This is a genomic window from Tenacibaculum sp. 1B UA (assembly GCF_033978845.1).
GTDB lineage: Bacteria > Bacteroidota > Bacteroidia > Flavobacteriales > Flavobacteriaceae > Polaribacter.
Window position 1 is genome coordinate 243,122 of record NZ_JAKVUA010000001.1, and the last position, 20,257, is coordinate 263,378.

Below are 20,257 nucleotides of genomic sequence, written 5' to 3' on the forward strand. Positions count from 1 at the left end.
ATTAAACTGATTTAATCCCCATTGAGGTTAGTGTTTTCTTAAAATCACTTAGTTCTTTTTCATTTTTTAATACTGGAAAACTACGTCTTTTTCCGTTACATAACTTTAGAAAAACTCGTTCTTTTCCATAAACTGTTCTTGTTTCTATTCCTTCAATTTCATCAAGCAGGTATTTAGACTTCCATGATCTTTTTACTACGTAATAAAATATTACTACTACAGAAACTACTGCAAGTACAAACATAAAAACAAAAAGAGTTTCATTGTTTTGGTAACTCATTAAATACAACTGAACCCCCATATTAATTCCATTAATTAACATTAAAGAGATTATTAACCATGAATGCATCGGCACTTCATCTTTAATTGTTAATTCTTGTGTTTTTTTGTTGAATTCTAGTTGCATGTGTTTTCTTATAACAAAAAAAGAGCATCAAAAAATAATGCTCTTTTTTAGCTTGTTTATACTGATTTTATTTTCTTCCATTTACCATTCTATCAGCCATTCTAACCGCATTGTATGCGTTTACAACACGTCCTGATACCGATAATTCTGAGAAAGGAACTAACTCTCCTGTAGGGTTTTCTCTTGATTGAGAACCTGGTTTAACAACCTGTAAATCTATTTTAGTTCCAGAGTTCATTAAAATGTGTTTTACTTGACTCGCTGTTAACTCTGGATAGTAAGAACGTACTAATGCTGCAACTCCTGCTGCTGCTGGAGAAGCCATTGAAGTTCCATTAAATTTCTTGTATTCATTCTCTGGAGTCGTTGAATATACCTGTACTCCAGGAGCAAATACATCTACATTCTTTTTACCGTAATTAGAGAAGTTTGCTGGTAATGTTTTATCATAATTAGCACTCATTGCTCCAATTGTTAAAAAATTATCTGCAACTTCAGTCATTAAATCTGGTGCATCGTTAGGGAAAGTCTTCTCAACATCAATATTCTTTCCATCATTTCCTGCTGCATTTACAATTAACACATCCTTTGATGCTGCATATTTAATTGCATCGTAAACCCATTCTTTATTTGGTGAAAAAGCCTTTCCAAAACTTGTATTGATTACTTTCGCTCCGTTATCAACTGCATAACGAATACCTAAAGCAACGTCTTTATCGTACTCATCTCCTTCAGATACTGAACGAACAGCCATAATTTTCACATTGGCAACCCCATTCATTCCTTTATCGTTGTTTCTTGTTGCTCCAATGATACCTGAAACGTGAGAACCATGCGCTTCATCTTTTTCAGAATGACCTGTATTACCATTTCCGTATCCTGGTTTATCGTTAATATCATACGCGTTATCACCAACAACAGTACGGTAATCCGTTTTTAAATTATCTCCATTAATAGTTTTTTGAGCTTTCTTTATTCCATTCTCAAAATACTCTTTCGCCTCTTCAAGCGTATCAAAATAACCAAACATTCCCGCTGAAAATCCTTTTGCTTTAATTAACATTGGGTCGTTTGTATTGATAGCTTCTACTTCGTCTTTAGTATAGGTTGATTTTCCAAAGTATTTAGTAAATGCTTTATCAGCATCTGCAATCATTCCTTTTAAACTCCCATAACGAGCAACCGTTTTCTTTGCCTCTGCTATTTTCTCAGCTTGATATGCTTTTACTTCTGCTAAGGTTTCAGCATCTGCAACTTCTGGTTTCATTAAAATACGTTCGTATTCTAAGTGTTCTTTGTAAGAATCTCCTAAAAAGTTCCATCCATTAATATCATCAACATATCCATTCTTATCATTATCAATTCCGTCTCCAGGAATTTCCTTGGTATTTACCCAAGCTACATCAACTAAATCCTCATGTTTTAAATCAGTTCCAGAATCAACGACACCAACTACAACTTCTACATGCTTTTTCCCTTTTAAAAACTCATAGGCTTTATTTACACTCATTCCTGGAATAGTATCTGTAGCCAAGTCTAAATGCTGCCAATTTTCTTGCTCATAGTCTGTTAATTCAGCTTTTTTCGCTGGAATATTCACTACGGTATTACTTCCTGTTGGCACAGGGATGTTGCTTACTGTTTTACAGCTAGCTAAGGTAGCCACTGCAATTGCCGAGTAAAATACGGGCTTTAAAACTCTCATAATCTCTATCTTAATTAAAAATATCTGTAAACTTAAATGTTTCTTTTAAACGAACTCCTTTTTCTGTATGTTTTACCGTTATTACTTCATTATAGGCATCATGCTCTAAAAAAAGGTAAAACTCTTTATCGGCTGCTTCGTTTAAAAAGGCTTCTTTTTCTTTTAAGGTTAGTAGCGGTCTTGTATCGTATCCCATTACATAGGGTAACGGAATGTGACCTGCGGTAGGCAATAAATCTGCCATAAACACTACTGTTTTTCCTTGATATTCTATTTTTGGCAGCATTTGTTTTTCGGTATGTCCGTCTTTAAACAACACATCAAACCCTACATAATCTTTTGCATTTAGGTGCAAAAAGTTTAGTTGTCCACTTTCTTCAATCGGTAGGATGTTTTCTTTTAAAAAAGATGCTTTTTCTCTCGCATTTGGGTGTACTGCCCAATCCCAATGACGTTGGTTACTCCAAAAACGTGCATTTTTAAAAGCTGGTTCATACCCTGTTCTGTCTTTATTCCATTGAATTGCTCCTCCACAATGGTCAAAATGTAGGTGTGTTAAAAACACATCGGTAATATCATCTCTATGGAATCCATATTTTGCTAAAGAAGTATCTAATGAAAAGTCTCCATACAGATAGTAGTAACCAAAAAACTTATCGGATTGCTTATTTCCAATACCTGTATCAATCAGTGTTAAACGATCTCCATCTTCAATCAACATACATCGCATGCCCATTGAAATCATGTTTTTTTCATCGGCAGGGTTTGTTTTTTGCCAAATCGTTTTCGGAACTACGCCAAACATAGCACCCCCATCTAATTTAAAGTTTCCTGTTTCTATCGGATAAATTCGCATAGCTACAAAGATGCAGAATTTTAACGAATTAATTTGTTAAGGAAAACAAAAAGTGCCTAGTTTCTAGAAATGCTATCTGCCATAATTAAAGCATTGTACGCGTTTAAAACTTTCCGAGTGACTTTATAAAATCATAAAAGGTTATCATCTCTTTTTTCTAATTCTTTCAAAAAATAAGAAGGTTTGATTCCTTTAGCTTTAAAAAATGCTTTAGAAAACGATTCTGCGTTGTTAAAACCTGCCTCTTTAGCAATAGCTTTTACTGTATATTTTCTTAAAATAGCATCCTTTTTTAACCTCTCTATAATATATGAGACTCTTAAATCACTCAAATAAGCAGAAAAAGATTTACCTTTATAATAGTTAACTACTTTAGATAGGTACTGAGTATTAGTATTTAACTCTTTTGCCAGAGAACTTAATGTAATATTATTAGCTATAAATTTCTGCTCTTTTTCAAACTCATCCAATCCTTTTAAAATAGCTTCACTAATTTGTTTCGGTATTATAATATTTTCTTTTGTTTTTTTTACAGCTTTAACAACTTCCTTAGAATTAATTACTTCTTCGAATCTTTGTTTATAAACTCTCTTCTTGTAATATTGATAAATAAAAAGAACCAATAATAAAACTACTATTAGAGAAATCATTATAATGACAAAGTAAAAAAAGGCGTTGTTTTTCTTCATTTGTTTTATTACAGTTTCTTTTTCCGATTTTAATTTTGGAATATCATACTCTCTATAAATTTTTCTGTTTAAATACCTCTCATTGTAATTTATAATACTGTCGTATTTGATAAATCTATTGATATATAATAGTTGATTTTTTAAATTATTATCTTTTTTATATTTATTGATTAATACTTCATATGCTTCTCTTATAAATAAAAAAACTGGTTTCTCTAACTGGAATAAGGAATCTACTTTCTTATATGCTCTTATTTTTTGCCCTTCTTTATTAATTCCCTCAAAAGATTTTCCCAGATAGAAATAAATGTAAATTAAATAATTATTTAAACTTTTATTTTTAAAAAAGGAAGCTTCATTTTTAAGTATATTAATAGCTATATTATAATTCTTTTTATGACATTCAATAATTCCTTGATTCATATTTAAATGATGAAGCATTAAAGTATCGTTTAATTTTAAGTATATTTTTTTTCCTCTATTTATATAGTTTTGAGCAGAGTCAATTTTTTTTGAATCTGTATAAAGATTTGCCAGTTCCATTATTGAATTTAGCCTTCTATTTTTTAAATCATTCTTCTCCGCGTATTTTAAGTTTTCTTTAAAAATTATGGCAGCTTCATCATAGATTTGAAGTCTTCTTTTCAATGAACCAATACTATTTTTAATACTAAACGCTAATGACCTACTATTATGTTTTTCTGTATATTCTAGTGCTAATAGGTAACTATCAATTGCATCATCATATTGATAATTTTTTTGATAGTAATATCCTTTTTTCATATAAGCAACTGAAGGGTAATACTTAATACTCTTCTCAGACATTAAATTAATAACACTATCACTATATTTCAATACTCTATCATCTTCATATAAATCTGATAAAACCCAATAACCTGCGGAAATTCTTTGTCTGTGTTTTTCTCTCTTAGCTACCTTTAAGAAAGCTTTTATATATCTAATTTTTTCTTCTTTTTCTTCACTCTTTTCATAGTAAGAAAACAACTCTTCCATTGTTTTACTCGGAAGGGTATCAACGTTACTTTGTCCAAAAGAACTTATGAACAAAAGCAAGAAAAAGAATAGTGTAATCTGTTTTTTATGTGTCTTTAATTTATTTTTCATTTCTCTACTAATTTCCTTTTACTTTTTTCACTAAAAAACCCATTCAATATTTTTTAAATTTCACAAAGGCAAATGTAATAGCAGACAAGTCAAATACAGATATACACCTACAGATATTAATCGATATTTATAAATAACTACCTTTTTCATATCATTTAAATAAGAATATTACAACCTATGGCAACAGCAAATGCCTCAAATAAGTTAAATAAAAAAAAAGCTCATCAAATTTGATGAGCTTTTGAGGTGTCGAGCGGATTCGAACCGCTGTAGATGGTGTTGCAGACCACTGCCTAGCCACTCGGCCACGACACCTTATATTGATAAGGACTGCAAATTTACAGCTTTTATCTTTTTTTGCAAGCTTTTTTTAATTTTTACGCACATCTGATAAAATAATTGCTACCTCAGCAACATTTCCGCCAATTGGTGGATTAATTTTTGCTACGCTAACCTCCGCTTCATCAACCAGTTGTATTTCTCTAAAGATTCTATCTAAAATTCGTTGAGCAACATGCTCTAGTAATTTAGAACGAATTGCCATTTCTTCTTTTACAATTTGATTTAAATGTACATAATCTACCGTATCAACCAAATTATCTGTTTTCGCGGATGTTTGTAAATCAGCTTTTACTTCGATATCTACTCGGTATTCCGAACCTATTCTTGCTTCTTCCTCTAAGCATCCGTGATTTGTAAAAACACGAATGTCGTTTACACGTACTATTCCCATACCGCAAAAATAGTAATGTTTCTTTATTAAGTCGTGTAAATTTTATTTCAAAAAAAGAGAAAAACAGTTTTGTTTTTCTCTTTTTTAATTTATCTGTTAAAGAACTTCAAATGTTTGACTTAACTCACCTATCGTTACTTTATATTTCCCTTTAGGTAAATAGTATTTGTCATTCTTTGCTTTTTTTACCTTAACTTCTTTATGTTTCTTTACATATTTTTTTCTTCCTTTTTCAGAAAAAGAAACATCGTACACTACTTCATTAAATCCTTTTGTTGCGTTAGCCTTTATCGTATTTACCAAAACTTTACCCGAATATATTTCTAACACAACTTCTTTATTTGTAGTTACATAAAACGGAATAGTAATTTTTGGTGTATTTGGTTCTAACCACTTACTCCAAGAACTACCCCAAGATTTTCTTTTCTTAATGTCCTTCATACTGAAAATAGCTTCTTTATTGTCAAATTCTTGTAAAGAAGTAATATTTGCTTTGTATAAGCTACGTCCATGTGTTCCTACTAATAAATGTTTTGCTTTGGGTTGAATTACTAAATCGTGCATTGCAACATTCGGCAATCCGTTGCTAAACGCTTCCCAAGTTTCTCCCTGATTGAAAGAAACATACAATCCGTTATCAGTTCCTAAGTATAGAACATTTTCTTTTTTAGTATCTTCCTTAATCACATTTACCGCAGAAGTTGGAATATTATTACTAATATCTTTCCATGTTCTACCGTAGTCATCAGACATGTATACATACGAAGTAAAATCATCAAAACGATACCCGTTTAACGTAACATACACTCGTTCTTTCTTATATTTTGAAGCTATTACACGACTTACCCATAAATTTTGTGGAAAAGTATTTGAAATTTTTTCCCAACTTCCTCCTCCGTTTTTAGTTACCTGCACCAATCCATCATCAGAACCTACGTAGATTAACCCAAATTGAAATGGACTTTCAGAAATAGTAGTTAAGGTTCCGTAAGCTACATTTCCTTCTTTTTCTCCTTTGGTTAAATCTCCAGAAATTTCTTCCCAATCATCACCTTTGTTTAAAGAACGGTGTAACTTATTTCCTCCTAAATATAAAATATCTTGATTGTGTTTTGATAACTGAATAGGTGTTTGCCAATTGAATCGATATGCTGGTTTATCTTTTTTTGGTTTTGGCTGAATATAGGTTTGCTTTCCTGCTGCTCTATCAATTCGATAATAGTTTCCAAACTGATACCCTGTATACACAATATTTGGATTTCTGTCATCAACGGCAACTTGCATTCCGTCACCACCCATTAAACTTTCGTAAGGATTTTTTCCTGTTTGATGCCATCTTTTATCAATTTTGGCATTGTGGTTTCCTACCCAAACGCCATTATCTTGCATTCCTCCGTACACCTTATAATTTTCTTGGTTATCGGCATATACGGTGTAAAATTGACCAACAGCAGGCTGATTTAATTTAACCCAACTTTCACCGTCATCGTATGAAATATTTAACCCTCCATCATTTCCATCAATTAAATGTCCTTGTTTTTTAGGATTTACCCATAATGCTTGATGATCAGCATGAACATTTTCTTTACTAATAGAAGTAAATGTTTTTCCCCCATCTTTCGATTTTAAAATTGGGACCCCTAATACATAAATTCCGTTTTCATCTTGCGGATCTACACGAATTTCGCCAAAATAATATCCATACGAATAGTATAAATCATCTAAATGACCCTCATGTGTTTTTTTCCAAGTTTTTCCTCCATCAGTAGTTTTAAAAACCTCTGCCCCTATTACTGGAGTATCAAATAACGCTGCATTTGCATCTTTTAAATAACCTATTAAATCACTTGGTTTCATTTCTCCTGGGCTTGAACGAATGATTTGTTTAACATTTTCTGCACGATATTTCTCTTGAAGACCATTCATTTTTATAAATGAATTTAATTTTTTGTCTTTCATATTCAAAAGTTCATCAGTTGAAACTGATGCAAGCTCTTCTTTTGTTAAGGCTCCTGCTCCCTTCTCTTTCTTAGCAGCATCTTTTTTTCTTCGGAATTGACTATCGTGAAAAGCATACACCGTGTTTTCATCATATACTGCTAAACCAATCCTCCCTACTCCATTTCCATTAGGGAAACCATTGTTATCAGAAATTTTAGTCCAAGTATTTCCTGCATCGGTCGATTTATATATTGCTGAATTTTTTCCGTCTCCATCAAAATTCCATGCTTTACGTTCACGCTCCCAAGCAGCAGCATATAAAATATTGAAGTTATTTGGTACAGGTTGAATATCAATAATTCCAGTATTTTCATCAATAAACAAAGTTTTTGTCCATGTTTTTCCTCCATCAGAAGTTTTAAAAACTCCTCTTTCATTGTTTGATGAGTATAAATGACCAATAGAACCAACGATTACCTCATCAGGATTTTTCGGATTGATTAAAATTCGTCCAATATGATGTGAATCGAGTAAACCTACATTTGTCCAAGTTTTACCTTTATCAGTAGATTTTAAAATTCCAATTCCTGCATAAGATGATCGAGAAGAATTATTTTCTCCTGTTCCTACCCAAATTGTTCCGTTTTTCCAATCTACAGCAATATCGCCTACATTTTGTGTAGGAGAATTATCTAAAACTGGAGTAAAAGTAGTTCCGTTGTTATTGGTATGCCATACCCCACCAGAAGCATATCCTACATAAAACTCTGTAGTGTTTTCTGGATTTACATCAATATCCACCACACGTCCACTCATTACAGTAGGCCCAATATTTTTAAACGGTATGTTTTTTACTGTAGAAGTTAAAGTTAATGCTTCCTTTTGTTGTAAAGCTTGTTGTATTTTTTCTGCAGAGGTAGGCTGCTGTGCAACTACTGTAAACGGAAATAAAGCGATAAAAACTTTGGCTAAGATTCTCATTATAATTTGGTTTAGAAGAAGTGAAAATACAGTAAGCTAGTAGTATTTCAAAAAAATTAACAGAATATTGAGAGACTTCATTCAGAAGCTTTTGTCAAACAAAAAAATTAGTAGCTTTGTTTAACCTCAAATTTTTAGGCGATGACTATTTTTATTCTTTCTGTTAGTGACCAAATTTATTCAACACAAAGGATATACAAAGAAGCTCGTCGTCGTGGACATAAAGTTGAAATTATAAATCATTTAAAATGTTCTATAAAACTTGGCGATGGTAAGCCTGCCATTATACATCAGGGTAAAAACATTATTGATATTCCTGATGTTATTATTCCTCGAATAGGTGCTTCTGCAATGAAACACGGAGCAACAGTTGTAAAAGAATTTGAATTGAATGGAGTTTACAGCTCTGCTAGTTATTCAGGTATCGTTAATGCACAAAACAAAGCTCGCACTTTACAAATAATGAGTCGAAATGGACTTCCTATTCCGCAAACTGTTTTTTCAGTTGATACTGAAAATATTGGTGAGCAAATAAATTTATTAGGTGGTTCTCCTGTAATTATTAAATTACAAGAAGGAACACATGGCTCAGGTGTAATTTTGGCTGAAAGTAAAAAATCTGCCATGTCTATCATAGATACCATGCACGGAACAAATACCAGTATTTTACTACAAGAGTTTATTAAAGAAAGTAATAGTGAAGATATTCGTGCTTTTGTTGTAAATGGTAAAGTAGTATCTTCAATGAAACGTAAAGGGCTAGAGGAAGATTTTCGTTCTAACATTCATAAAGGAGGAAGCGGGCACAAGGTTGCTTTAACTCCTGAAGAAGAAGAAATAGCTATTAAAGCTGCTCAATATTTAGAACTTCCAATTGCTGGGGTTGATATGATTCGCTCAAAACGAGGCTCTTTATTAATTGAAGTTAATTCTACTCCTGGTTTACAAGGAATTGAAGCGTATACTAAAGATAATATTGCCAAAGCCATTGTTAAATTTTTAGAAGAAAAATGTTCGAACAAAACTTTAAAAACGAAATCATAGAAATTCGTGGACAAAAAATTGGTTTAGGTGAATCTAAATTAATTAAAATTCCTATTGATAGGTTACCTACAGGAACTCTAATAGAAATTCCTGTGTATATTTTTAATGGTGATCAATTAGGGCCAACTATTCTACTACAAGGTGGTTTACACGGTGACGAAGTAAATAGTATTGAATTGGTACGAAGAATGTTAATTGATAAATCGTACAAAATTCATCGTGGTTGTGTTATTGTAGTTCCATTGTTAAACGTTTTTGGTTTTTTAAACATGTCTCGCGATATGCATGGTAAAGATGTAAATAGAAGCTTTCCAGGTTCAAAAACGGGTTCTTTGGCAAGCAGAATGGCGTATTACTTAATGAAAGAAATTACCAATAACGTAGATTTTGCTATTGATTTTCATACAGGAGGTGAACAACGAAATAACTTTCCGCAAATACGATATACTCCTGAAGATGAAAGAGGATTTCAACTAGCCAACATTTTTAATGTACCATTTATGTTTGGTTCTAAATTGATTCCAAAATCATTTAGAAACCAATGCTACAAAAACAACATTCCTGTAATTGTATATGAAGGAGGAGAATCATTACGTCTCGAAGAAAAAGCTATTGAACAAGGTATCAACGGAACACTTCGCATTTTAAAACACTTTAAAATGATAAATCAAAGTATCAAAATAGCTAAAAATGCTACTTCAATACACATTAACCAACGAAAATGGGTTCGAGCGAAGGTTGCAGGATTGTTCACTCCCATTGTGCATAATGGTGAAAAAGTAAAAAAAGGGCAAGTTTTAGGACATATTATGGACACTTATGGAGAAACAAACTTCTCAGTAAAGTCTCCTTACGACGGTTATGTAATTGCTAAAAACAATTTCCCTATTATTAACATGGGCGACGCTTTGTTTCATTTAGGAAAAACATAACAAACTGATTTTATTTGTTTTATCCGTAATTTTTCACTTACTTTAATTCCAATTAACTAATCAAAATTATAAATTATGGAATTTCTTATTAGCTTATTAAGTGGAGCAGTAGGTGGTAATCTTGCCGGAGCTGTGTTAAAAAAGTATTCTTTAGGTACTCTTTGGAACTCTGTTGTAGGAATTTTAGGCGGTGGCCTAGGAGCTCAATTGTTAGGAATGTTAAATATTGATATTTCTGGTATTATCGGTAACATTGCAGGTAGTGGTGTTGGTGGAGCTGTTTTACTAGTTATTGTTGGTATTATTAAAAGTACCATGGCTAAAAGTTAAACACATATTAAAATTCAAAAAAAGACGTCTTATTTAAGACGTCTTTTTTATTTAGAAGTGAAGCCAATAAATAGCAGTACCTTTGTTGGCTCATAGTAGTATTTTATTTAGATACTACTGAAGAATTATATATGACATTTACATCGTTAGGTTTATCAAAAGCTTTAGTGAAAGCTGTAACCGAAAAAGGGTACGAAACTCCCTCTCCTATTCAAGAAAAAGCAATTCCCGTTATTTTAGAAGGCAAAGACGTATTAGCCTCTGCACAAACTGGAACCGGTAAAACAGCAGGGTTTACTTTGCCTATTTTACAAAACATATCAGAAAAAAAGAATCCGAAATACCGTCCAATTAAAGCATTAGTGCTAACTCCTACAAGAGAGTTAGCAGCTCAAGTATATGATAATGTACGCGAATATAGCACGCATTTAAACATTAAATCTACCGCTATTTTTGGTGGTGTAAAACCAAGTTCTCAAATAGCTACTCTTAAAAACGGAATAGATGTTTTAGTCGCTACTCCTGGTAGACTAATCGATTTGCACGAGCAAAATCAACTCTCACTAAAACGTGTAGATGTTTTAGTTTTAGATGAAGCTGATAGAATGCTAGACATGGGTTTTTTACGAGATATTAAAAAAATTATCTCTTTTTTGCCACAGAAACGTCAAAATTTATTGTTTTCAGCTACTTTTTCGAAAGAAATAAAAAAATTAGCACAAGGTATTTTACACAACCCTGTAATGGTTGAAGCAGCTCCTGAAAATACAACTGCTGAAAAAGTAAATCAGAAGTTATACAAAGTTCCTAAAAGCAAGAAAACTGAATTAGTTGGTCAATTAATTTCAAAAGGAAATTGGAGCCAAGTTTTAATTTTTACTCGAACTAAACACGGTGCTAACAGGTTAACTGAAAAACTGATTAAACGAGGAATTTCTGCTGCTGCTATTCACGGAAACAAAAGTCAGGGAGCAAGAACCAAGGCTTTGAAAGGCTTTAAAGACAATTCTATTAGAGTACTGGTAGCTACTGATATCGCTGCTCGTGGATTAGACATTCCATTATTACCACACGTTATTAATTTTGAACTCCCTAATGTTCCTGAAGATTATGTACACCGAATTGGTAGAACAGGAAGAGCAGGTGCTAGTGGAGAAGCAATCTCATTGGTATCACAAGAAGAAGAAGCTTATTTAAAAAGTATTGAAAAATTATTAGGGCAAAAAATTATCATTTCTCAGTTAGAAGGGTTTGATTTATCTACCATAAAAGAAGAAGTAAAAACAGAACGACCAAAGCAGCAACCTAGAAATAAACCTGCTAAAAAATCGTTTAAAATATCTTCCGACTCAAAGAAAAAAGCAAAAAAAACTTCAGCAGAAGATACTAAAAAACATACTCCTAGAAAGCGAAACAACCGTAATAGAAGGAACAATAACAAAACTTCTCACTAACTTATTAGGTCTTTTGAAGTTTTATTACTAACTGAGTCTCTGTATTAACTACTTGAAAAGTTGGGTTAGAATAGCTCATCGACATAAATTATTCAAAAGGATGCTACAAAAAAGCATCCTTTTTTATACTTTTAAGCTAAAATTTATTCCGTAAAAATGGAAGCTTCAAAAAAAATAGTAGCACAACACCTTCAAGAAATCGTAAACAATGATTTATTAAATAATCTCATTCCTGAGATTGTCAATCATTTTAACGAGTTTTCATTATCAAAAAATCAATATTTTGTTGAAAAAGGAGAAGTTTGCTCCTATTTCTGTTTTGTAGAAAGCGGTATTTTACAACATGCTGTCTCGGTTTCTGGAGAAGAAAAAACCACCTATTTAGCTTTAAAAAATAGTTTTACCTCATCGTTAAAAAGCTTTTTACAACAAACCCCTTCTCCCAAAAATATTAAAGCACTTAGTGCTTGTAAACTTTGGGTTATTACCATAGATGATTTTAAACACTTAATGAAACAGAACAAAGCCTTTCATCAGTTTTATTACAATTTAGTTGAGCATCAAATTTTTTTAATTGACGATTACCGCATTGACCTGCTGACCTTAACTCCTGAAGAGCGTTATAAAAAGCTACTCGTAAACGAACCCAAATTACTTCAAGAAGTTCCGCTACATTATTTAGCTTCTTTTTTAGGAATTTCTACTCGCCATATGAGTAGAATTCGAAAAAATATAAATTAGCGCCAAATGGCTAATATTTGCACAGTTTCTTTCCGTATTTTTGAGGGAATCTTATCAATTTAATTGAATCATTATGAAGTACGACGCAATAAACAGTCAATTATTTATAAAAAACCGTAAAAACTTTATGGCTCAGATGAAGCCTAATAGTTTAGCTGTTTTTAACTCAAACGATATTTATCCTGTAAGTGCCGACAGCACTTTACCATTTGAACAACACCGTGATATTTTCTTTTTAAGTGGAGTTGATCAAGAAGAAAGTATCTTAATTTTATTCCCTGATTGTCCGAAAGAAAGTTTACGTGAAGTCCTATTTTTACGTGAAACTAACGAGCATATTGCAGTTTGGGAAGGTGAAAAACTAACCAAAGAAAAAGCGCTAGAAACTACTGGTATTAAAAACGTACACTGGTTACAAGACTTAGAAAAAGTATTAGCTGAAATGATGGCTTTAGCCGATACCGTTTACATTAATACCAACGAACACTATCGTGCCAATGTTGAAACTGAAACTCGTGAAGCACGTTTTACAAAATGGTTATTAAACAAATACCCTGCTCATTCAGTAGCAAAAAGTAATCCTATTTTACAACGTTTACGTTCAGTAAAAGATCAAATTGAAATTGATTTAATTCAAAAAGCTTGTGATATTACTGAAAAAGGATTCAGACGTGTATTAGATTTCGTAAAACCAGGAGTGTGGGAATACGAAATAGAAGCAGAGTACATTCATGAGTTCGTGAGAAACCGTTCTAAAAAATTCGCCTATACTCCTATTATTGCTTCTGGTAACAATGCCAACGTATTACATTATATTGAAAACAACCAACAATGTAAAGCAGATGATTTATTATTGATGGATGTTGGAGCTGAATACGCTAACTATTCTTCAGACATGACGCGTACGATTCCTGTTTCTGGCCGTTTTACTGACAGACAAAAAGCAGTGTACAATGCTGTAAACCGTGTAAAAAATGACGCAACAAAAATGTTAGTTCCAGGAACCCTTTGGGCTGATTATCATGTAGAAGTTGGTAAGTTAATGACCTCAGAGTTATTAGGCTTAGGATTATTAGACAAAGCAGATGTTCAAAACGAAGATCCTAACTGGCCAGCATACAAAAAATACTTTATGCACGGTACTTCTCACCACATGGGCTTAGATACGCATGACTACGGATTGTTACATGAGCCAATGCAAGCAAACCAAGTATTTACAGTTGAACCTGGTATTTATATTCCTGCTGAAGGTTTTGGTATTCGTTTAGAAGATGATGTAGTAATTCAAGAAACAGGTGAGCCATTTAACTTAATGCGAAACATCCCTATTGAAGCTGACGAAATAGAAGATATTATGAATAAATAGTATCATTTCCCATATTTTAAAACGTCATTAAAACTCCTTTTTATGGAAACTTAATGGCGTTTTTCTATTATATTAAGAAGATGTTTTTACTTTATTCCCATTATTTTTACTACTTTTAGTACTTAAAAAATTGTTATTATAATGACTTATTTAGGAATGATTGGAGTATGGCAAATTATAGTACTCCTAATTGTAGTATTACTTGGTATCTTACCAACAATAATTGCGCTTATTGATATTTTAAAAAGTAAATTTAAAGGAAACAATAAATTTTTTTGGATTCTCGTTGTTTTATTAGCTAACTTTTTTGGCGTTATTTTGTATTTCTTAATTGGGAGAGAACAAAAAATAAAGAAACAAACACAAAACCCTTCATAATGAAAAATCTACTTTATATATTCGCTTTTGCATTAATTTCTTGTGCTTCTAGCCAAATAAACAAGATTGATAATTCCGATATAGTCGGAATATGGAACTGGACAAATACCGATGGTGGTTTTGGAAACCATATTCATAAAACGCCTGAAACACTCAACAAAAAAATACAATTAACCTTGTTGAAAAACTATCAGTTTTCAATATCAGAAAATGGTACTCTTGTTTCAAAAGGTACATACACCCTAGAAATGAAAAAAGCGATTTATTCTAACAAACAAGAACGTTTTATACAACTTTCCGACGATCAGCAACTTTCAGGAATTGTCCTTTCTGGAATTATTAGGCTCGTAAAACCAAACACTTTAGAAATTTCTGACAATAACTACGACGGACTTGGAAGTGGATTTGTAAAACTGAATTAAAAAAACCCGTAAAAACGGGTTTTTATTATTAATTATTAAAACACTACTTTACTGTTAAAGTATATTGAGGTGTTGGATTAAGTGGACAAAAGTACACGTACTCTCCTTTTGTTAAGGTTACTTTTTTAGAGCTTGACTTGCCATTGTTTTTTACTAAAGAAGTTACATACGCGTTTTTTATATGATGCCTTTCATCAGTTTTTCCTTTTGGTGCTAATACAAAACCTACATCGTGTCCTACATTCTTGTTTGAAATTTCAAAAACATAAGTTCCTTCTGAAAGGGTTAACGATTTTTGAGTGAATTTTCCTTTTGTTTGTTCTAAAGAAATGGTTTTTGCTTTTTGTGCATTTGCTGTAAATGCAAATCCTACTAATAATACTAAAATAGCTACTACTTTTTTCATTTTTATTGATTTTTATGGTTTTACTTTTTTATAGATGAATAGCTCTGTAATCTAAAACCCCGTAACTACACTTTGTAAATAAGGTTACAAGAGCTATTCGTTTTTTATGCGTTTTGTGTGAATTTTCCTGCTTCTACTTTTGGAAAATCAACTTCAGTTTCTGCTATGTGATTTACATAGTTTGTTAAAGTGTTGGCTACAACATTTAGTACGATTTCTAAAATATCTCCGTCGTTATATCCTGCTCCTTTTACCTCAGCTATTTCTGCTGAACTTACATTTCCTTTGTTTTTTGTAACACTTTGTGCAAATTTTAAACCTGCTTTGGTTTTAGCATCAGAAGCCTCCGCTTGTCGGTTTTGTTCAATTTCTTCTTCTGACAAGCCATTGTTTTTTCCTATTACCGTGTGTGCTGATAAACAATAGTTACATTCATTTTCTTCTGCAATCACTAATGCTAATTGCTCTCTAAATTTGTTTGAAAAATTCCCACTCCCGTTTAATTCTCCTAAACTTAAATAGCTTTGTAAAAGAGCTGGTGAATTCCCCATTACTTTAATTAGGTTTGGAATAAACCCTAACTTATTTTGAACTGCATCAAACAATTCTTTTGATTTTCCTGTTGTGGTTTCTGGATTTAAAGTTTCAATTCTTGTACTCATAATTTTACTATTTTAAAGTTGTTTTTTAGTTTGTTTTTTCACAGTTACATAATTCTCTTTCAGGAAACTGTTCATCGTATTCTTGATATCCCCAACAATTTGGGCATTGGTTAATTTCTGTTCTCATAATTCGTTGTTTTTGAATTCTGATACAAAGTTGCGACAGGAATAGGGCTTAAAAAATGGACAAAGGTTCTTAAAACTTGGACAAGCTATGTTTGCTAACATTATTCTTACAAAAAGCTAGCTTTTTATTCACGGTTTCGTAAAATACAGGTAACGTAACAACACTTTTATTACAGTACTTTTAAGGCGTCGAAAAGGTTGTTTGTATTAGTGTAACAAAAAACTTTATTAGTTGTGTAGTTTACCACGCGTTGCGTGGTTTTTTCTTTTACAAGCTATAGCTTTTTTTAAATTGTTTTGGCGATTGCCCGGTAGCTTTGGTAAAAAACCGAGAAAAGTAGGCAGGATCATTAAACCCCAAATCAAAAGCAACTTCTTTAATAGAATCATTTTTATACAATAACAATCTCTTTGCTTCGGTAATAATTCTATTTTTTATAAAATCACTTGGTGTTTCTGTTCCTATTTTTTGAAGATGTTTGGTTAAGGATTTTGGCGATAAACCTAACCGATAAGCATACCCTGTAACTCGATGTATCTTTTTAAAGTTTTGTTCTACTAATAAACTAAAATCTTTAAAAAGCTTGGTTTCAACACTCTCTTTTACAACATCTTTTTCTTTTTTTATCCGTACTGAATATACAATAAACTGTTTCAAAAGTGATTGTAGCATATCGTATTGTGCTGTTTCTTTCAACTCAAACTCTTCTTTTAGATTTTGAAGGATAAAATCTAATTTTTGTGTTTCTTTTTCCGAGGGCACTACAAAAGGTGTTTCGTATATGTTATTAAATAATACTCCGTTACATGATACCTCAGCATCGTGTGTTTGAATACAATAAAAATCTCTTGTAAAACTAAGCTGATAGGCTTCTTTAATTTTTTCGGAATCTACTGAAAACACTTGTCCAGGCGATAAAAAAAACAGTACCCCATCTTTAAAAGAGTAACTTTTAAAATCGATATTATACCTCCCTTTTCCTTCTTTTATCCAAAACACCTTGTATTGGTCTATTTGTTGTGGTGAATTTACTACACATGATTCTTCAAACTGAACTGTTTGCAACGAAAAAATATTTTGATAGGAGTAGTTTTGAATATCTTGTACCGCCATTTATACATAGTTTTATTGTTTGTCGAAAAAAATAGGGAGAGCTAACAAAACCAATGTATCTTTGATTTAAAATTAACTTTATGCTTAAAAAACTGCTTTTTTTAGTTCTTTTACTCCCTTTTTACACCACTGCTCAATCCAACTGGCAACAATTTAAAAAACTACAAGGAGCCCAAAAAACATGGGTACTACTCCATCCATTTAAAGCAAAAAAAGCTTTTATTGTTTCACGTGAAGCATCAAGGATAAGTGACTCTTTAAGAGCTTCTCCCCTATTAGATGGCGATCATGCAGGCGGACAAGTAGATGCTTTTCGTCACGCTTTTTGGATGGCTTTATTACGACAAGAAATTGGAGAAAATGCTGCTCGTTCACTTGGTAAAGCCCATGAAAAAGACAACTACAAAACATATAAAAAACGAAAACTAGAAGACGGTGTTATTCCTGATAAAATCTCCTCAGAAATGGATTTATTTAACAACGAGGTTGGTTTAACACTTTCAAAAAAAGGTGGTAACCTTCCTAAAAATGGATTGATTTACAGAGTAATCAACGCCATTCATCAAGGAAAATTAAAAATTATTAAAAAAGATAAAAACGGTAATTTTCTAACTTGTAATAATGAGGTTATTTCAAAAAAAACATTAATCGGCAAGTGGAAGAATAACAAATGTTTGGTTAGTTCTAATTATAATAGATAAATGCAAAAAGTATATGTAATTTCAGGCACCATGTGTACGGTAGATTTATGGCAATATGTTTTTCCTAAACTGAAAAACATCCTTCCAATTAATATCGATATTACTCCAGCAACTTCTTTTGAAGGAATTAATCAAACCATACTGAATCACATTGAAGAACCTGCTACAATTATTGGGTTTTCTTTAGGTGGGTTTTCCGCCATGAACTTTAGTGTTCACTATCCTGAAAAAGTAAAAAAGTTGGTTGTAGTTGCTGCCAACACTGATGGATTGAGTAATTCAGAAATTCAACTAAGAAAAAGTACGATTGCCTTTTTAGAAAAACATACTTATAAAGGAATCTCTCAATCAAGAATTCAACAATTTTTACACCCAGATAATCACAGTAATTCCAAAATTATTTCTGTTATCAAAAAAATGGATGCTGATTTAGGGAAAGATGTACTACTTCGTCAATTAAAAGCAACTTCAGCTCGGTTAGATATTTCACAAAAAGTTTTAAACTTAAACATCCCTATATTTTTTATTGCTGCGGAAAATGATGCGCTTGTCAATCCTAAAAAACTAAAAGAGTTTGCTAACAAATCCGAAAAAGGAACATACATACTAATTAAAAATTGTGGTCATATGATTCCACTTGAAAAACCCGAGGAATTGGCATCAATATTAAATATAACTGTTAACTAACCACATAAAATGTCAACTGAATTTAATAAAGTTATTAGTTACAGCCCTAATTTTTTAACTGAAAAAGATGCTACAAATCTATTTCAGCAATTAACAAACCTCTCTGAACTCACAAATATGATGGAAATGAAACTTCCATCCGATGAGGTAATTAAATATAACTTTGGTAAGGTAATGTTTATTGACTCTGACTTGATAGAGAAAAATGTTTTTCCAAAATCAGTTTGGGGAAACATTATGAAATGGCCAGAATATATGCTACCGATAAAAAAACAAATTCAAGAGCATACTAGGTTAGAGTTTAAAACTTGTGTCTGTATTTATTATCCTGATGGAAACTCCGGTGTAAACTACCATTCAGATGAAATGGCTTTTGGAGATACGGACATTATTCCTTCAATTAGTTTAGGAGAAGAACGCATGTTTTATCTTCGAGAAAATAAAACAATGATTGAAAGCAAAATACTTCTAGAACACGGAAGTTTGTTAGTTATGGAAGATGGTTGTCAAGAATACTACGAACATAGCCTGCCTGAAAACCCAAAATATTTAAACCCGAGAGTTAATTTAACTTTTAGAAAATATGGTTTTTAAAATCCAACTAACTTAAAAAACTATAGAATTATTACGTTTTTATCCTTAAATATTTAGAAAAATAACTTTTAACAACTACTATTTAAACCCATTCTAAATATTTAAGAAAACAATTCGTAAAGTTTGTTCAAGTACTGTGTTCCTCTTAAATTTGTGCTATTATTTAATCAACAAACAAAATAATGAGCGGATTACTAAAATCTTCTATCGGAAGAAAGTTTGCCATGGCACTTTCGGCATTCTTCCTGATGTTTTTCTTATTACAACATTTTGCAATTAACATTACTTCGATTTTTCCAGATAACGGAGCCACATTTAACAAAATGTCGCACTTTATGGGGACAAATCCGTTAATTCAATATGTAATGCAACCAGTTTTAATTATTGGTGTAGTATTTCATTTTGTAATGGGATTCATCTTAGAAATTAAAAACAAAAGTGCTCGAAAAGTTAACTATGCTAAAAATAATGGAGCTGCAAACTCTACTTGGATGAGTAGAAACATGATTTACAGTGGAGCAGCTATTTTAGCTTTTATTGTATTACACTTTATCGATTTTTGGTTTCCAGAAATCAACACTAAATTTATTCAAGGTGATTGGAGTGGTTTGCACGATGGTGAGTTTAGGTACTTCCACGAATTACAACACAAGTTTGTAAGCCCAATTAGAGTTGGCGCTTATGTGATTGCTTTTGTGTTCTTAGCATTGCACTTATTACACGGATTTAACTCTGCTTTCCAATCAGTTGGAGCAAACAACAAATACACTAAAGGATTGAAAACTTTTGGTAAGCTTTATGCAATCTTAATTCCGTTAGGGTTCGTAGTTATTGCATTATTTCATCACTTCAATCATTAATACG

The 20,257-nt window shown here is 31.9% G+C and carries 21 protein-coding genes and 1 tRNA gene; 12 read left to right on the forward strand and 10 right to left on the reverse strand.

From position 1 onward, the window contains the following. Position 1: 1 nt before the first annotated feature. The 7 genes from MK851_RS01200 to MK851_RS01230 all read right to left on the reverse strand — a co-directional run bounded on the left by MK851_RS01200 (position 2) and on the right by MK851_RS01230 (position 8,436). A complete protein-coding gene (locus MK851_RS01200) occupies positions 2–406 on the reverse strand; it encodes a hypothetical protein (protein WP_303506002.1) in 405 nt (134 codons plus the stop codon). A 67-nt stretch (positions 407–473) separates the two neighbouring features. Then, entirely contained in the window at positions 474–2,111 is a 1,638-nt protein-coding gene (locus tag MK851_RS01205; protein ID WP_303506004.1) for a S8 family serine peptidase, read from the reverse strand. 10 nt (positions 2,112–2,121) lie between these two features. Continuing rightward, entirely contained in the window at positions 2,122–2,967 is an 846-nt protein-coding gene (locus tag MK851_RS01210) for an MBL fold metallo-hydrolase (protein ID WP_303506006.1), read from the reverse strand. A gap of 131 nt (positions 2,968–3,098) precedes the next feature. After that, positions 3,099–4,781 (reverse strand): helix-turn-helix domain-containing protein, encoded by a 1,683-nt coding sequence (locus tag MK851_RS01215; protein ID WP_320240771.1) that lies wholly within the window; start codon positions 4,779–4,781, stop codon positions 3,099–3,101. A gap of 244 nt (positions 4,782–5,025) precedes the next feature. Further along, positions 5,026–5,096: transfer RNA gene (locus MK851_RS01220), tRNA-Cys, on the reverse strand. A gap of 55 nt (positions 5,097–5,151) precedes the next feature. Next, positions 5,152–5,514, reverse strand: a complete 363-nt coding sequence (gene folB / locus MK851_RS01225; RefSeq protein WP_320240773.1) for a dihydroneopterin aldolase — start codon at positions 5,512–5,514, stop codon at positions 5,152–5,154. Positions 5,515–5,610: 96 nt separating this feature from the next. After that, positions 5,611–8,436, reverse strand: coding sequence for a VPS10 domain-containing protein (locus MK851_RS01230; protein ID WP_320240776.1), 2,826 nt, complete (start codon positions 8,434–8,436; stop codon positions 5,611–5,613). Positions 8,437–8,577: 141 nt separating this feature from the next. On the opposite strand from MK851_RS01230, the gene MK851_RS01235 reads away from it, so the two are divergent. The 8 genes from MK851_RS01235 to MK851_RS01270 all read left to right on the forward strand — a co-directional run bounded on the left by MK851_RS01235 (position 8,578) and on the right by MK851_RS01270 (position 15,103). Further along, positions 8,578–9,480, forward strand: coding sequence for a RimK family alpha-L-glutamate ligase (locus tag MK851_RS01235; protein ID WP_320240778.1), 903 nt, complete (start codon positions 8,578–8,580; stop codon positions 9,478–9,480). After that, positions 9,447–10,412: a succinylglutamate desuccinylase/aspartoacylase family protein gene (locus MK851_RS01240; RefSeq protein ID WP_320240780.1), complete on the forward strand. Its 966-nt coding sequence runs from the start codon at positions 9,447–9,449 to the stop codon at positions 10,410–10,412. The genes MK851_RS01235 and MK851_RS01240 overlap by 34 nt, the downstream gene beginning before the upstream one ends. Before the next feature lie 75 nt (positions 10,413–10,487). Continuing rightward, positions 10,488–10,742, forward strand: a complete 255-nt coding sequence (locus MK851_RS01245; protein WP_320240782.1) for a hypothetical protein — start codon at positions 10,488–10,490, stop codon at positions 10,740–10,742. A gap of 131 nt (positions 10,743–10,873) precedes the next feature. After that, positions 10,874–12,196, forward strand: coding sequence for a DEAD/DEAH box helicase (locus MK851_RS01250; protein ID WP_320240784.1), 1,323 nt, complete (start codon positions 10,874–10,876; stop codon positions 12,194–12,196). A gap of 156 nt (positions 12,197–12,352) precedes the next feature. Next, positions 12,353–12,937 carry a Crp/Fnr family transcriptional regulator gene (locus MK851_RS01255; protein ID WP_320240786.1) on the forward strand — a complete coding sequence of 195 codons (585 nt, stop codon included), beginning with the start codon at positions 12,353–12,355 and terminating at the stop codon, positions 12,935–12,937. A gap of 73 nt (positions 12,938–13,010) precedes the next feature. Then, complete coding sequence (locus MK851_RS01260; protein ID WP_320240789.1) at positions 13,011–14,303, forward strand: aminopeptidase P family protein; 1,293 nt, start codon at positions 13,011–13,013, stop codon at positions 14,301–14,303. A gap of 141 nt (positions 14,304–14,444) precedes the next feature. Continuing rightward, positions 14,445–14,681 (forward strand): PLD nuclease N-terminal domain-containing protein, encoded by a 237-nt coding sequence (locus MK851_RS01265; protein ID WP_320240790.1) that lies wholly within the window; start codon positions 14,445–14,447, stop codon positions 14,679–14,681. Next, entirely contained in the window at positions 14,681–15,103 is a 423-nt protein-coding gene (locus tag MK851_RS01270) for a hypothetical protein (RefSeq protein ID WP_320240792.1), read from the forward strand. The genes MK851_RS01265 and MK851_RS01270 overlap by 1 nt, the downstream gene beginning before the upstream one ends. A gap of 43 nt (positions 15,104–15,146) precedes the next feature. Here MK851_RS01270 and MK851_RS01275 read toward each other — a convergent pair whose 3' ends face one another. The 3 genes from MK851_RS01275 to MK851_RS01285 all read right to left on the reverse strand — a co-directional run bounded on the left by MK851_RS01275 (position 15,147) and on the right by MK851_RS01285 (position 17,411). Further along, positions 15,147–15,509: a cupredoxin domain-containing protein gene (locus tag MK851_RS01275; protein WP_320240794.1), complete on the reverse strand. Its 363-nt coding sequence runs from the start codon at positions 15,507–15,509 to the stop codon at positions 15,147–15,149. Positions 15,510–15,613: 104 nt separating this feature from the next. Beyond that, positions 15,614–16,171, reverse strand: a complete 558-nt coding sequence (locus MK851_RS01280) for a carboxymuconolactone decarboxylase family protein (RefSeq protein WP_320240795.1) — start codon at positions 16,169–16,171, stop codon at positions 15,614–15,616. A gap of 394 nt (positions 16,172–16,565) precedes the next feature. After that, positions 16,566–17,411 (reverse strand): helix-turn-helix domain-containing protein, encoded by an 846-nt coding sequence (locus MK851_RS01285; RefSeq protein WP_320240796.1) that lies wholly within the window; start codon positions 17,409–17,411, stop codon positions 16,566–16,568. Positions 17,412–17,491: 80 nt separating this feature from the next. Here MK851_RS01285 and MK851_RS01290 point away from each other — a divergent pair, with 80 nt between their 5' ends. From MK851_RS01290 to MK851_RS01305, 4 genes are all read left to right on the forward strand, one after another. Continuing rightward, complete coding sequence (locus MK851_RS01290; RefSeq protein ID WP_320240797.1) at positions 17,492–18,112, forward strand: DUF6973 domain-containing protein; 621 nt, start codon at positions 17,492–17,494, stop codon at positions 18,110–18,112. Continuing rightward, on the forward strand, positions 18,113–18,799 hold the full coding sequence (locus tag MK851_RS01295) for an alpha/beta hydrolase (RefSeq protein WP_320240798.1): 687 nt from the start codon (positions 18,113–18,115) through the stop codon (positions 18,797–18,799). A 9-nt stretch (positions 18,800–18,808) separates the two neighbouring features. Continuing rightward, entirely contained in the window at positions 18,809–19,393 is a 585-nt protein-coding gene (locus tag MK851_RS01300; protein WP_320240799.1) for an alpha-ketoglutarate-dependent dioxygenase AlkB, read from the forward strand. Between the two features lie 182 nt (positions 19,394–19,575). Then, positions 19,576–20,253: a succinate dehydrogenase cytochrome b subunit gene (locus tag MK851_RS01305; protein ID WP_320240800.1), complete on the forward strand. Its 678-nt coding sequence runs from the start codon at positions 19,576–19,578 to the stop codon at positions 20,251–20,253. Positions 20,254–20,257 lie beyond the last annotated feature (4 nt).